Source organism: Pseudoalteromonas sp. Scap25 (assembly GCF_013394125.1).
Taxonomy (GTDB): domain Bacteria; phylum Pseudomonadota; class Gammaproteobacteria; order Enterobacterales; family Alteromonadaceae; genus Pseudoalteromonas.
Window position 1 is genome coordinate 2,208,451 of record NZ_CP041327.1, and the last position, 14,574, is coordinate 2,223,024.

13 protein-coding genes are annotated in these 14,574 nt (G+C 39.3%); 7 read left to right on the forward strand and 6 right to left on the reverse strand.

The genetic code is table 11. From position 1 onward, the window contains the following. The first annotated feature begins 53 nt into the window (after window positions 1-53). A complete protein-coding gene (locus tag FLM54_RS10255; RefSeq protein ID WP_055012793.1) occupies window positions 54-1,082 on the forward strand; it encodes a DUF3549 family protein in 1,029 nt (342 codons plus the stop codon). Then, window positions 1,083-1,382 (forward strand): DUF3301 domain-containing protein, encoded by a 300-nt coding sequence (locus tag FLM54_RS10260; RefSeq protein ID WP_008109417.1) that lies wholly within the window; start codon window positions 1,083-1,085, stop codon window positions 1,380-1,382. A 604-nt stretch (window positions 1,383-1,986) separates the two neighbouring features. Here FLM54_RS10260 and FLM54_RS10265 read toward each other — a convergent pair. Beyond that, complete coding sequence (locus tag FLM54_RS10265; RefSeq protein ID WP_008109415.1) at window positions 1,987-2,637, reverse strand: GNAT family N-acetyltransferase; 651 nt, start codon at window positions 2,635-2,637, stop codon at window positions 1,987-1,989. Between the two features lie 287 nt (window positions 2,638-2,924). Here FLM54_RS10265 and FLM54_RS10270 point away from each other — a divergent pair, with 287 nt between their 5' ends. From FLM54_RS10270 to FLM54_RS10280, 3 genes are all read left to right on the forward strand, one after another. Further along, complete coding sequence (locus FLM54_RS10270; protein ID WP_010388246.1) at window positions 2,925-3,158, forward strand: DUF2789 domain-containing protein; 234 nt, start codon at window positions 2,925-2,927, stop codon at window positions 3,156-3,158. Between the two features lie 104 nt (window positions 3,159-3,262). Continuing rightward, window positions 3,263-3,532 (forward strand): hypothetical protein, encoded by a 270-nt coding sequence (locus FLM54_RS10275; protein WP_054202444.1) that lies wholly within the window; start codon window positions 3,263-3,265, stop codon window positions 3,530-3,532. Window positions 3,533-3,545: 13 nt separating this feature from the next. Next, entirely contained in the window at window positions 3,546-4,319 is a 774-nt protein-coding gene (locus FLM54_RS10280) for a Zn-ribbon-containing protein (protein ID WP_178956315.1), read from the forward strand. 53 nt (window positions 4,320-4,372) lie between these two features. Here the strand turns inward: FLM54_RS10280 and syd are convergent, their stop codons facing one another. Further along, complete coding sequence (gene syd, locus FLM54_RS10285; RefSeq protein WP_178956316.1) at window positions 4,373-4,912, reverse strand: SecY-interacting protein; 540 nt, start codon at window positions 4,910-4,912, stop codon at window positions 4,373-4,375. A gap of 59 nt (window positions 4,913-4,971) precedes the next feature. On the opposite strand from syd, the gene queF reads away from it, so the two are divergent. After that, window positions 4,972-5,817: an NADPH-dependent 7-cyano-7-deazaguanine reductase QueF gene (queF, locus tag FLM54_RS10290; RefSeq protein WP_010388241.1), complete on the forward strand. Its 846-nt coding sequence runs from the start codon at window positions 4,972-4,974 to the stop codon at window positions 5,815-5,817. A 33-nt stretch (window positions 5,818-5,850) separates the two neighbouring features. Here the strand turns inward: queF and FLM54_RS10295 are convergent, their stop codons facing one another. The 3 genes from FLM54_RS10295 to FLM54_RS10305 are packed head-to-tail and all read right to left on the reverse strand — an operon-like array spanning window position 5,851 to window position 12,175. Further along, window positions 5,851-6,732: a peptidylprolyl isomerase gene (locus FLM54_RS10295; protein WP_178956317.1), complete on the reverse strand. Its 882-nt coding sequence runs from the start codon at window positions 6,730-6,732 to the stop codon at window positions 5,851-5,853. Between the two features lie 44 nt (window positions 6,733-6,776). After that, window positions 6,777-10,448, reverse strand: a complete 3,672-nt coding sequence (locus FLM54_RS10300) for a translocation/assembly module TamB domain-containing protein (RefSeq protein ID WP_178956318.1) — start codon at window positions 10,446-10,448, stop codon at window positions 6,777-6,779. Beyond that, complete coding sequence (locus tag FLM54_RS10305) at window positions 10,448-12,175, reverse strand: autotransporter assembly complex protein TamA (protein WP_178956319.1); 1,728 nt, start codon at window positions 12,173-12,175, stop codon at window positions 10,448-10,450. Before FLM54_RS10305 ends, FLM54_RS10300 begins: the two co-directional genes overlap by 1 nt. Before the next feature lie 229 nt (window positions 12,176-12,404). On the opposite strand from FLM54_RS10305, the gene FLM54_RS10310 reads away from it, so the two are divergent. Beyond that, window positions 12,405-12,737, forward strand: coding sequence for a ribonuclease E inhibitor RraB (locus FLM54_RS10310; RefSeq protein WP_010388233.1), 333 nt, complete (start codon window positions 12,405-12,407; stop codon window positions 12,735-12,737). 36 nt (window positions 12,738-12,773) lie between these two features. On the opposite strand, the gene FLM54_RS10315 is transcribed toward FLM54_RS10310, so the two are convergent. Further along, window positions 12,774-14,525: a DEAD/DEAH box helicase gene (locus FLM54_RS10315; RefSeq protein WP_178956320.1), complete on the reverse strand. Its 1,752-nt coding sequence runs from the start codon at window positions 14,523-14,525 to the stop codon at window positions 12,774-12,776. Window positions 14,526-14,574: the final 49 nt, after the last annotated feature.

Genomic DNA, 14,574 nt, shown 5'->3' on the forward strand with positions numbered 1-14,574 from the left:
GTCGCTATGGCGTATAATTAGCGTAATTTTGTAGTAAAAACAGTTGGAAATTCATGAGTGAACATATAGCCACATTAGGCCAGCTTTTAGACGGTGCAGGAACTCAATGGCGTGCTTTTGATATTGGCAGGCATATTACCAAGCTTGATAAACAACAATTTTTAGCTGTTGAACAAGCACAAGTTCCTTACCCTTACCCATTAGCAGGCCATGCATGGCTAGCGATTCAATTTTGGGACAGTAAAGCTAGCAAAGAACCCTATGTGTGGTTTTTAAAATTCCCACTTGATGAACAAAGTAAACTCGTTAGTGCCAGCCGCGACCACTTTGCAGACATGGTAATTCAAGCACTAGGAACAGAAATTACCGGCGAACAAGCCGATGGCAAACTCGATAATAACCCTTACGTATTTACTCCTAATGCTAATAAATTAGCGGCGTTTAATGCACAAGTTAAAGTGTTATTAAAACAACCAGCCTCACAGTATTATGAGCATGCCCAGCTTTATTTTAGTGGCCAGATTGGTTTTGATAATTGGCAAAGTGTGGCGCTACAAGGCATTGCTGATTTTGCTTATCGCCTCAACAGTGCTGATAACTTAAAACACTTACACGCTGCGTGGCCTAATTTACCTGTTGAAGTATTACAACCATTAAGCGCAATGCTTGAACACATCGAAATACCACCCACGTTAAGTGAGTTATTGTTAAGTTATGGACAAACCGCCCTTAAGAATAATGATGTGGTTACGGCTTCTGCCGCGCTTCGCGCCATATCATCAGGGCAAGCAACAGGGCTTAGCGCACAACTGGTTGACTGCGCTTTAGAATCTACGCTTGGGCAAGACTCAGACATTTTATTAACTATTGCAGGTCGCTGCTTTAAACAATTAGAAGAGCCACAGCGTTTGCATGTATTTATGGATAACTGTGCGCACCATGAGAAAATAGCTGAGTTATTTCCCAGCATTTTTGCAGATTTAGTTGCAATTCCAACTATTCGCCCACATTTATTAGCATTACTACGTAAAGAAAACAGAAGCGAGACGTTAGCTCGCGCAATTGGAAGGTTATTCTCTTAAATGGCTAGTTTATGGACGTTCATACTTATTGGGGCTGTAATTTATTTTTTTTGGCTAAATCGTAAAATAGCCGAAGCAGCGAACGTTCATGCCAAACGCCAAAGTGAGCAATTGCAGGTACAACTAATGAGTGTGGCTTGTAGCAAGCGTCGGTTTGGCATTTTAAAAAGTGGTAAACCGGGCATGAAAAGCGAATTTATTTTTGAATTTTCAAGCGATGGTGAAAATGCTTATCAGGGAGTGTTAATCATGGAAGATGAAAAGCTAAAAAGTGTGGTTGTGCCACCACATAAGATATAATTTTTGTAAACAAAAAACCAAGGCGTAACCTCAGTTACGCCCTAATTGCCAACATCCTGTAAGGTATCCTTTACCTGATCCTTGTTTATCATCCACTGAACGAGCAAACTACCGTGTTAGCCCTCCATTGCATCCTGCAATATCCTCTTGCCGCCTTGGCCGTCCTGCGTAAACTAACGCTCCTGCAATATCCTATCGCATCATCCTTGGTATCCTTTAAATAGCTCCTAGCTATTTTAGTACTTCATGTACTTCCTGTTTCATCCTTGCATCCGTGTTAACTTGTCCTTTACGCTTCCTGCTAGTCACTACTATGCTGCCTGATTCCATATCCATGGCATTAGCTCAGTCATTGAGCTATGTCGTCTTGACAAAGTAAAGTTTAAACCAAACGGCTGGGTATAATAGTGAGGAAAACTAAAAAATTTAATGTCACAAAATTGAAAAAACTAAAATAGCTATAAATAACAGAAGCTTGATGCTTATAAACGGATAAATAATGGATTTAAACTGACAAAGAGCACACTAATGTAGGATATATCTCACACTGGTGTGCCCGATTTGGAACATAGGCTTACAGATACGCCATTATGAACAACTACCTTTATTGAGCATTAGCAACTTTAAATAGTAATTCACCCTTAACTTGGTTAAATGAAAGTTGTTTAAAGTGCTCAAAGCCTTGCGATTTAAAAAATTTCGTATGCTCGTCACGAGTCACAAATACCGCTATACCAGAAGACTCAGGATTATCGTGTATTAAGCCATCTAAACCTTTAAGTAAAGTGCGACCAAACCCTTGCCCGTGAAAGTGTGGATCAACCGCAATAAACGCTAAAAAGTAATAATTCCCTTGCGGCTTTAAGGCGTCACGAATGGTTTTTTCTTTTTCAATTAATTGATTCGTTTGTAAATAACCTGCACTTAGCATCAGTTTTAATCGCCAATGCCAATAACGCTCAGCTTGTAATTGGCTATTTGACTCAAACACACAGGCAACCGCTTTTAATTTATCATTGCGGTAAAGGCCGATTAAAGGCTGCTTCTCTTGCCAAAAGCTACTGAGCTCTTCACGGATAAGTGCACGTAATTTTTTTTCATAATCGAGCGGGTTGTCTTCGTTATACCCTAGCAGTGTTTGTAAAATAGGATCGTTTTGATATGCCTGATATATCAGGCTGGCTGCTGTGCTTATATCCTCTGGTGCAATATGCTGAACACTAAAGGCGTCTGTCGATTCTGCTGTGGCTGTCATTTTATTTCCTTTGTTATTTTACACCCCCATCGTTACGCCAAGTAACGCATAAGGGATTAATTTTGAACTACAACGATGACCAAATGCTTATATAACTATATACCTAAGTGAGACAAATAAGCGAATTTACATTTTAGTTAGTACGCTCATCCACTGCATTGAGTCAGATCATGCTTTAGCGACTTACTATTGAGTAAATAAAGCATAGATTCAGTAAGGGTTAAACTGGCTAGATATACCATTCCCCCCTAGAGTTAATACATATTAATTCATTTAGGAGCATTATTATGGATACAACAAAACATACTATTAATACCTTGTTCGCCCAACTAGGACTGCCGGATTCGGATGCGCAAATAGATGCATTTATTGCCTCGCACTCCATTGCCGATACAACCTTGTTGCAAGATGCTCCCTTTTGGGATGAAGCCCAACAACATTTTATTGCCGAATCGCTAGCGGTTGATGGCGATTGGAGTGAAGTAATTGATGAACTAGACGTACGTCTTCGTCAAAAATAATTAATTTTATGGCGCATTTTAATGTGCCTTAGCCACTTTATTGATACCATACCCGCTCGCAGCGTCAATGTTGCGAGCTTACTTTATAAAAGAGTTATAATTGAATGAATGCTGCTGTATTTGAAGCTATTAAAGTCCTTCTTGATGAAGGCAAAGTTCCCACTGTTGCACTAACTAAAAGTCGTTTAACAACACCGACCCCAATGCCGGTTATTATTGCTGCGGTGAGTCAATATAAGAATAATCCTGATTCAATTTATAATTTAATGAAAACCCCAAAGCAAAGTGCCAGTAATGAAGGTCAAAACAGCTCTCAATTAGATAGAATTGAGCAAAAGTTAGATCAATTACTTACACTGCTCGCGCCAAAATAATTTGAGACTATAAATGTTTGTTGTTGATTTAACATTTGATTGCTACCAAGACACCACCTTAGAGCAAGCCGAGCAAGCAATAAACCGCTTGGTAAATGCATTACGTTTTAATGGCCAAATCATTGGAGAAGAATTTCCAACGGTGTTAAAAGATGGCTATTTTATAACACGCGTTATGTGTCCGACCGAAGACGCTATGCATCCACTTAACAACAGTGAATTTGTAAAACACAGTGTTGAAAAGCTTCATGATGCAGGCTTGTTAGCACCTAAAGTGAAAATAATAGGTCAAGACATTCATTCAAACGGCGCCGATGGTTGTAAAGAGCCCTCAAGCTATATTTTATATACTACCTATGTGCACACCTGCAGCCCACTGTATTGTGGCGATGACTTTTTACCCGTTCCGCTATTTAATATTCCGGCAATTGCCAATGGCGATTATAAAACCCTGATTAAATGGCAAGAAGATTGGCAAGCATGCGATCAAATTCAAATTAATGGCGCAACTCGCTGTGAATTTCATGCACTAGAGGAAATAGCCAGCACACAAAGTGATTTGTATCGCCGAGGTAAAGATATTAGCAAACGCATCAGCTTTTTAACTAAAAAGCCAGTTTACTATTACTTATACCGTGTAGGTGGGGTTGATAAAACCTCGGAGCTTAAGCGTAAATGCCCAAGTTGCCAAGGTGAATGGAAATTACCTGAGCCGTGGTTTGGTTTATTTGATTTTAGGTGTGAGCCGTGTGGTTTAGTGTCTAATATTTCATGGGATTTTCAATAAATCCCATGAAAAACGAGCGAAGTGTTGCACTAAATAAGTAGCGCCGAGCCCATTTAAACTGTTAATGTAGCAATAAACTCGCTGAGGTTATTAGCCAGCACATGATGCGGTTTTTTACCTACATATTCTAAGCACACTTCCCCTGTTTCCACTAATACCGTAACAAGTAAATCATCTTGATCAGTTAAACCAATAAAAACACTTGGCGCTTGCTTTAGCTTTCGCTTCATTAAAACATGACCCGTGATATTTTGTTGCAGTAAGTCAAAGTCATCCTCATTCCACGCTTGTAATAATTCTACTTGATGACCATCAACGCTGGCTAAAATACTGCCAGCAAACATATGGCCATAAAACTGGTTAAGTTCATCAGGAAATTCAAGCTCTAATGCGTTAGCGAGATCTGCCAAAGAACCTGCAGGCTCTCTCACTATCGCTTGCCATTGAATCATACCGTGCTCATCGGCTGTGCCTATTTCACAAGAGCTTGGCCATTGCTCATCGTGGGCGATGAGTGGCTGCTTTTGTGTATTTTTGATGGTTTTTTCACTAAAGCGTTGGTGAAGTTGGGCTAATTGCATTGCAACAGACATACTGTGAAACTCATTTAATTTAGATATAATGTCCCTATTGTAACTATTTAAGAGCAAACATGACAGATTACAGCAATTCTCCCGATCTTAAAGGCAGCGTACTTGGTCAATCTACTGAGTATGTAGATCAATACACGCCCAGCTTGCTTTTTCCTATTGCTCGCAAGCTTAATCGCGACGCGTTGAGTATTGATGAAGCCGCATTACCATTCAAAGGCCAAGATATTTGGACCGGTTACGAACTATCTTGGTTAAATACCAAAGGCAAACCACAAGTTGCGGTGGCGATATTTACTTTCGAATGTCAAAGTAGTCACATTATAGAGTCAAAGTCGTTTAAGCTTTATTTAAACAGTTTTAATCAAAGCCGCTTTGGTAGTGTTGAAATTGTTAAGCAACATTTAATTGACGACTTATCAAATGCGGTAAACAGCCCGGTAAAGGTGACCTTATACAGCGCTGATGATTATAATTGTATTCCTTGCACACCGCTTCCAGGTGAGTGTATTGATGAGTTAGATATTGAAATAGATAACTACCATATTGATGCACATTCTCTAAAATCACAAAGCGATAAAGTGGTTAGCGAAACCTTGCATAGTCACCTGCTTAAATCGAACTGTTTAATTACTTCACAGCCGGATTGGGCCAGCATTATTATTCGTTATACTGGTGAGCAAGTGTGTCGTGAGTCATTATTACGCTATTTAATTTCGTTCAGGACCCATAATGAGTTCCATGAGCAATGTGTGGAGCGTATTTATAGCGACTTAACCACTCAATTGAATATTAAAGAGCTTGAAGTGTATGCGCGCTATACGCGTCGTGGCGGCCTTGATATTAATCCATATCGCTCAACTCATCATAACGATACCCCTTTTGCGGTAAAAATAAACCGTCAATAAGCTAAGCAAAAAAGGAGCCCGAGGCTCCTTTTTTTAATCGTTAAGTTGCTTAGTTGGCACTGGCATTCCACACACATCAATGTAATTATGGCTATACGCAAACCATTCCTCGCTACGACTACCTCGTGCTGAGATTAACTGTTTAAATGCATCTGAGTCTGTTTTCATTACTTTAAATCGGCTGCTATCGCTGCTAACGTCGGCTAATACTTGTAAATCTGTAATGGGGTTAAACTCGCTACCACCTTCAGGTGTGCGCGCTAGCTGATGAAAATGTGCCATACCTGTAAGTACTCGCCCAAATACGGTGATATTTTTGTCTAAATAACGTGGACCTTGCCCTATGGTGACGAAAAACTCTGTGCTGGCACTATTAATATCGTTGCCGCGCGCCATTGCAAAGACACCATGGCAATGAATTTGCCATGTTTGATCACGCGTTTCATTTTGAGCTACCGCAAAACCATTTAAAAACCCGGTTATTGGTGCATAACCATCTCCACCCATTTCAGTGATCATAAGCGGCTCGTTGGTGGTTAAATAAAACTCGGCAGGTACTGTGCTATTTTTGGTTTTAGTTAACTTTTTACCCGTGCTATCACCACCTTGAGCAACAAACCCTTCCACAAAACGATAAATATGAGTGCCCTGATAAAAGCCCTGTCGTGCCAATTTTTTAATATTAGCACTGTGTTTTGGCGCAAGCGCTGGATTGAGCTCAATATACGCAGCACCGGTAGGTAGGGTTAGTTTTAAAATATTCTCAGGGTCTACCCATCGCCATTGCTCATCTGTTGTAGATGCAATAATCTCACTACTGGTTAGGCTTTTAACCGGCGTTGCTGGCAAAGTGCTTTGCTGGACACATCCGCCGAGCAAAGCCGACGCTATAATAGTGATTACAAATTTTTTCATACCTTTTCCTTTTTATTATTGGTATTGGTATTGGTAGATAAAGGTTAATCCCAATTGAATTTATACAGTATGTCGACATTTTGATACAGGCCACTGGTTATTTCTATATATAACTTCGACATTAGCTGATAACGCACTGCCACTTCACTGAGCGACTCAAATACCCCCACGCTATATTTAACCTGCAAACTCGGTGCTAAATAACCTGATATTTCTACCTTTGTTTGCTCGCCACTACCTTTAGAGCTTAAACTGACATCTGACAAGCCAAACGATTCACCGACTTTAGACACTAAGCTTTCGCTTCGGCTCACTCCTTGAGAAAGTAGTAATTGAGTTAACATTGCATCCGTTGAACTGTCGCCCTCCCCTAATGGTTGACCATTCAGCAAATACGCTAGGGCTTGTGCTTGGTCCATGCCCGGCTCTGAAAATACTTTTAAATTTGGCTGCTCAACACTGCCAGTTAAAGTAACACCTGCAATAACACCATCGGCGGTATTATTTGGGTTGCGAATAGCTTTAATATTTAAATGAGGCTTATCTATTGCGCCACTGAAACCAATTTGCCCGGTTCTAATTATTAAGTCTTGACCAAATGCCAAGTAAGTTCCTTCAATTAAATTAAGCTCACCAATGGCAATAATGGGTGAGTCTTGGCTCATTTTGATATCCATATCACCCACTACTTTAGACTCAAGTCCAAATGAGGCTACTCTGACATCATTTTTAACCGTTACTTTTAAATCAATATCATAGTTAAATGGGGCTTTTTTAGTATTTTGCGTAGTTTGATCCAAAATTATTTCATCATCACTAACCTGTACAGCCCCCTCTGGCAGCTCTTCAATTTCTATTCGACCATAAGGCACTACAACATCACCTGCCAGCTTAAGTGCATTGTCAGCTAAACTTATTTTTAACTCTGGTGATACTTTAAACACCACGCCTTGTTGCGCTCTTACAAAAAACTCACTGCCGACTACATTCATATTTACAGCTGGTTGTTCACCTTGCCAATCAACATTCCCCGTTAATTTTACCTGTCCGCCTTGAGGGTCATTTAAATCTCCTTCAATGGTGGCGGTAGACTTATTAAACGCCACATTTATATTGGAGTTTTTAAGAGCTACAGGCAGTTGCTCACCTTCTAGGTTGATATTCTCAATATTTAAATTTCCCTCTAACAAGGGATCTTTAAGTGTGCCTGCTAATGCAACTTGCCCACGAATGGCGCCATTAAGCTGCTCGAACGTATTTAAAAATGGCTGTATATCAGACAATAAAATTTTATCAATTTGAATATTACCGTTAAGCGTTTGCTTATTTTGAATATCATCAATATTAACTTTAGTCGTTACTTTACCCAAAACACTCGATTCTATATTAGCTTCTATTTGGCCAACCTTAGCATCAGAAAAAGCGCTTATGTTTAGCGTTTCTATAGGTAGCTTAAATCGATCTTCTTCGTTAATAAGTACCGCGTTAAGCCCTGATGAATTTAAATTAGCGCGTAGAGTTTTAAGTGTGCCTGCTTGCCAATTAGCAGCAAAGTCTCCCGCTATATCACCACGTGTTATTACATTCTCTGGTAACCAATGTTTTAGCTCTCGCAATGCAAGATTGGCCAGTTTTACGTTAAGCTGGCCTAATTCGCGGGTTTGATTCAATCTATCAATACATAACTTACTATTACTCGATTGCCAACAATGCGCACTCACATCAAAGTCGCCCGTTTTCGAATCTATAATTACGGCTATATCTTTAGCATTTTCAAAGCTAAGCGTTTTATCACTTACACTAATATTACTGAGTTCACCTTGCCAAATCGCGTTAGCAAGTTTGCCATTTAGTTCAAACGAGGCAGCCCCAGCATCAGCATCAATAGATGCACTCAATTGATGATCGGTTTTATCACCACTGCCGACTATTTCCACTTTATTAATTTGATGATTCATAACACGCGCTGAATCAAGACTAACGCTGATATCTGTTTGCCAATCGGTAGCGGTGTCTAACTGTGCTTTTAACGCCAACTTATTAATATTAATTTCGTCATAAATAAACTGCTCTAGCTTTAACGCTAAATCAACTGCAGGCGTCAACCGCTCGCCTCTTATACTTAAATCGGCTTTACCGTTAGCAATAAACGGAAGCTTTGCATCATCATTACTTTGCAGCGCAATAGCCCCATTAATCTGCCATTGCTGATCAACTTCGCCGGTTAAGGTTAACCTATTTGTGCCGCTGCTAAGGTTAAATTTATTTACAGTGGCTTTAAGTTCATCATTTAAGTTAAATTGAGCAGCAAAATTAAGTGGTACATCATTTAGTAATCCGCTTAATTGAGTGTCATCCATACTTAATTTCCAGCTATTTGAACTGGAAACAAATGCCCCTTTAAATTGACCTGAAATATCACTGGTAAGTGTGTCAGTGAGGTATTGCGCTTTTAAACTCGATAGCGCGCCGCTAAAGTTAGCACTAAACCCATTTTGCCAATCGATATTCGCTTGGATAGTAGCTTGGCTCTCATTCGCTTTAAGAGCTAAATTTTTTAAGTTTGCATCGCTCAGTGAGCCATTAATTTGACTGTTAAAATTCACAGTTGGATAAGCACCTAACTGACTATTACCAAATAACGATAATTGATAATCGTTAGCATTGCCTTGTGCGATTAATTTTACGTCGGTTATCTTTAACTCTTTACTTGCTGTTTCGATGATCCACTGCTCTAGACCGCCATTAACACTAAATGGATAATTTGGTTGTTTAAGATTAGCCGTAACAGCTAGTTCAAAAGGAAATGATTCACTGCTTTTTATATCTACATTGAGCTTTTCTAAGTCTCCGCCTATTTGCATATTGGCATCATAACCATGCCCTTTTAGACTGATATCACCATTAATTGGTAAGCGGCCTTTGAGCTTTGCGTTAACTGCAGTATTAAGCTGCCACTGCTGATAATTTGCAGACAATGAAGCAACGTTAATCTCAGAACCTATTAGCTTCATTTGTAGCGCAATATTATTTACCACATTTTGCTGTTCGCCCTGCTTTACCGTGAACTGCGCAATATTAAACTGTTCTAGGTAAATATTGAGTGGCGACATAAATGCGATATTAGGTAATGCTGGTAACTCAGTAATTGGGGTAGAACTGGCTGTATTTTCTCCAGGCTGCTCTTTTAACGCGATTAAAACACTCGGAATGTTCACTCTTTTAACTTTAATATCAGCACCTTGTGCCTTTGCAGCAATCTCCACATTATTAACAACTACGTTTGCACTTGTGTGATTTAACACAAACTCAGTGACCGATAAACGCTTAAGTGCAATATTAAATGGCAAACTGATTTGTTCCAGCGGTTCGCTAGATGTATCAGGAGAATTAGATGACGATGCTGGTAAATTTAGTTTTATAGACCGAGCACTTAAGTTATCAATACACATACCATCGCAGTGCCACCAAAATAAATCTAGTTTAAGCTGCTGAGCATCAAGTAATAAACCGTCACGCTCAAAGCGCAAATTAAACGCATCATTATATAAAAAACGCCCGTTTTTTATTTCAATTTTTAAGCCGTCAACTAACTTATTGGCGCTATAAGCAATTAGCTGGTTACCAGGAGCTGTAAAAACAACACAAAACAATGTCACTAATACAGCAACAACTAAGGTGCTAAGTGCTGCAGTGACTTTTTTAAATACAGACATTAAATTTCCGGCCCTATGGTAATACTTAAACGAGTGCTTTTGCTTTCTTTAGTGAGCCCCCACGCATGATCTATTCTTATTGGCCCTATAGGCGTTAAATAACGAAAACCAAAACCTGCACCAACTTCAAATTGCTCAGAAAAATCATTGGTTGCCGTCCCCCCATCAACAAACAAGGCTGCTCGCCAGTTTTTGGCAAATTGATAATTATATTCAGCTGTCGTCGCGATCAAATATTTACCACCGATGCGATCGCCATTATCATTTTCTGGTGAGATTGATTGATAAGCAAAGCCACGCACACTTTGATCGCCACCAGCATAAAATCTTAATGAATATGGAACATTATTAATGTCGTCAACTAACATGGCTCCTACGTTTGCTTTTAAAAACACAAGGTGTTTATTAAGGTAAGTTCGCAGCCATGCATGCTGTAATTGCACCCTAACAATATTGGTACTAGAGAGCACACTATCGAGGCCAAACTCTGCCGAAATAGACCATTGCTCTCCCGAATAAGGGGTGGTGCCCCCTTTCGATTGCTTTCGGGCGTAACTGACACCTGGTAATAACATTTCTGTAGTGCGCTCTACCCCGTCGCCAAACCGATAGGTTTCTTGCTCGCGTCTGATAAATGCAGTTCTAATCCATTTTTGTTCGGTAAGCCATTGCCTTTGTAGTTGTGCGGTTAAAATTTCACTGTAAATATCGTCGGCTAATTCATCCTCAAGTTTATAACCTGCTGATAAACGCCATAAATCATCATTAGGATTATTAACAGGGATAGTATAAGCCATAGAAATATCTTGTTGTTTTTTTGCAATATTTAGATTGCTTTCTAGGTAGTGTCCCTGCTCCGTGATCCACGGTTTACTCCATTTAAACCGTACCTTTGGGCCCAGCTCGGTATTGAACCCGCCTCCAATTTCGTAGCTATTCGCGGGCTTATGTAATACGTCGACTTTTATAGGTACTTGGCTATTTTTTCTAGCTGAAATATCAGCGTAAACACGCACGCTAGTAAAATAAGGAGTACTCGATAAATCTAGGTTATAGTCAGCAATCTTAGATGCTTTATAGTGCTCACTTCTTTTAAACGGGGCTAAAGAGAGAATGTATTTTTCTGCGGGGCTTTGATTGGTAATTAACACATCGCCAAAACGATAACGTATACCACTTTCAATGGTGAAGGTAATAATAGCGCTGTGTTTTTTTAGTGACACTTCAAATTTTCGGGCAGGCCATTTGGCGTCAAAGTAACCATGTTCTAACAAAACGGATTCGATTTTTTTATAGGCTGCGCTATACATTCCATGATTTAAAATGTCGCCTTGCTTTAACTTTAAACTTTCAATAACTTGCTGAATTAATGGGTCATGTTTAGCTTCCCCGTTAACGCTAATATTAAGCGTCTCTATACGGGTTGCAGAGCCGCGCTCAATAGTCGCAACGAGTTCGCGCTCATCTTTATTAAATTCAATAGTCACATTTGGACTGTAATACCCTAATGCCTTTAAGCTATCCTTAACTTGCGTTTTAGCGTATCGACGCAGTGAGCGTGTTGATTTTTCACCCACTAAGGGTTTTAAATAAAGAGCAACGTTGTTTTCTAACTCTCCACTAATTCCTTTTATTTCATAATCTTCAATTGTATTGTCAGCTGCAATAGTGAAAAAGCTCACAAATAAGCAAAAACAAATAACGGATTTTAAAAACTGATTGAACAAGTAATCATCCTTACTATGTACCCATAAAAAACAACAAACTAACGACAGAATAATAGCATAGCGATAATGAGCCTAACATTAACTTAATCATTATCAGTGCCTAAAATATTAACTGGCTCTATACGAACCTTTTAAATCGCTTTGAGGTTAACTAAAAATTCTTGCGCTTTAATGATTTATTTTGGTTACAATAGCGCTAATGAGTAAACACTAATTTTATGAGTTTTAAATGCAATTTCCTGATGATGATAATGGCCAGCTTCTTGCTGAAATTTCCGCCGCCGGTGTAGATTTAAGTAAAATGCAACAAATTGATTTTTACATTTTATTTGAACAACAGGCTGATGCCGAAAAATTTGCAACTGAGATTGTAAACGATGCATTAGTGCAAACTGCTGATGTTGAGAAATGTAAAGATACCGGTGTTTGGGAGGTAATAGCCCATGTACAAATGGTTCCAGAGCATGCACTTTTAGGCCAAGCAGAACAATATATTGAAAGTATCGCTAATAGCTTAAATGGTTATGGCGATGGTTGGGGATTAGACGCAGAAGAAGTATAACCCTAATTTCATGATGAATGAGATATCCAGCTTAGCCTATCGGCTTAGCTGGTTTGCTTTTCTAAAGCTGCCTTTATAATCAAAAAGTTTATCTGCCACTTTCCAGCCATACTTTTTACTTTTTCGAGCAATCACAAAATCCGGTGGTATTAAATCAAACTGGGCTTTTATAACTTGCTCTGCACTGATAAATTCAATTGGTGACTGTCCCTGCCCTACACGCTTACCAAATTGCTTATTAAAGTAATACTGTGATCCTTTGTTTGCTAAATCAAAAACTTCATCACAACTGGCTCCGTCTTCATCAAAATAAGTAACTTTTAACAATTGCTCTTTAAGTTTAGTCACACTCAAGCCACTACAACGAAGGACTAATGCATCTTTAAGATTTAACGCATTACGAAGCTTATCATCAGGATCGGCCATCACAGCACCACAATCATGGCATTTTCGAGCAGCAATATCATTTTGTGCGCCGCACTGCTCACACTCTTTAAAACGAAAACGATAATCGCATTGCTCGCTTACCCCATTATCGTCTTCTAATAAGCCTTGGCAACGCCTACCAAAGTGCTCGATTACTTTGCCATCAGCCTCTGTTTTACCCCAAAATATATTGGCAAAGCCACACCCAGGACACAGCACTTGCACGGGTTCATTATCGCTATCGCCTTTTTTATCACCAACCTCTGGGTAAAATAAATCAAAGCCATTGCCCGCATAGTCAATTACTAAACAATCATCTTTACCCTCAGCCAACCTTAAACCTCTACCGACAATTTGCTGGTATAAACTTACTGACTCTGTGGGCCGTAAAATAGCAATAAAATCTACATGGGGTGCATCAAAGCCGGTAGTAAGAACCGATATATTCACTAAATACTTTACTTTTTTAGCTTTGAATTGTTTAATTATTTTATCGCGTTCGCTATTGGGAGTATCTCCGGTGATCAGCGCACTTTCATCCTCGGGTAAATAAGTCATTATCTCTTGTGCATGCATAACCGTAGCAGCAAATATCATCACGCCATGGCGGTTCTCACTATATTGAATAACCTGCTGCAGAATTGTTTGAGTTGCACGGGTCGATTTTTTTAACAGCGCATTCATATCCTCATTACTATACTGCCCAAATGCATTGCTAGTTAAAGATGAAAAATCATAATGGCTAATTGCAGCATCAACCTCTTTAGGGGGAGTTAAGTAGTTATGCTTGATCATATAACGCAAAGGTAATTCAAAAATACAGCGTTTGAATGGGCTTTCCTTATTACCACGCACAAAGCCATGGTAATGATGCTGATAAATCCAGCCTAGCCCTAGTCGGTAAGGCGTCGCGGTTAAACCTAATACTTTTAATTCAGAGTTGTGAGATTTAAGTGCATTAATAACTTTTCCGTATTGGCTTTTCTTTTCGCCATTTACTCTGTGACACTCATCAATAATAAGTAATGAGTAGTGCTCATTAAGTTTATTTAGATTGCGCGATAACGACTGCACACTGGCAAAGGTAACTTGGTGAGTTAACGACTTCTCTTTGAGTCCTGCGGAAAATATACTCGCTTGCAAGCCAAAGCTTTTATATTTTTGAGCATTTTGCTCCACTAATTCTTTTACGTGCGCCAATACCAATATTTTTTGTTTAGCAATACGCGCAAGCTCAGCTATCACTAAACTTTTACCCGCCCCCGTAGGCAATACAATAACAGCAGGTTCGTTAGTTTTTCTAAAATGTAAAACGGTACGTTCAACCGCTTCGCTCTGGTAGGGTCTGAGGGTGTAGGTCATAAGTCTAGGATGATCAAAAAATGGATATTAGCAAAAAATTTGGGAAAAA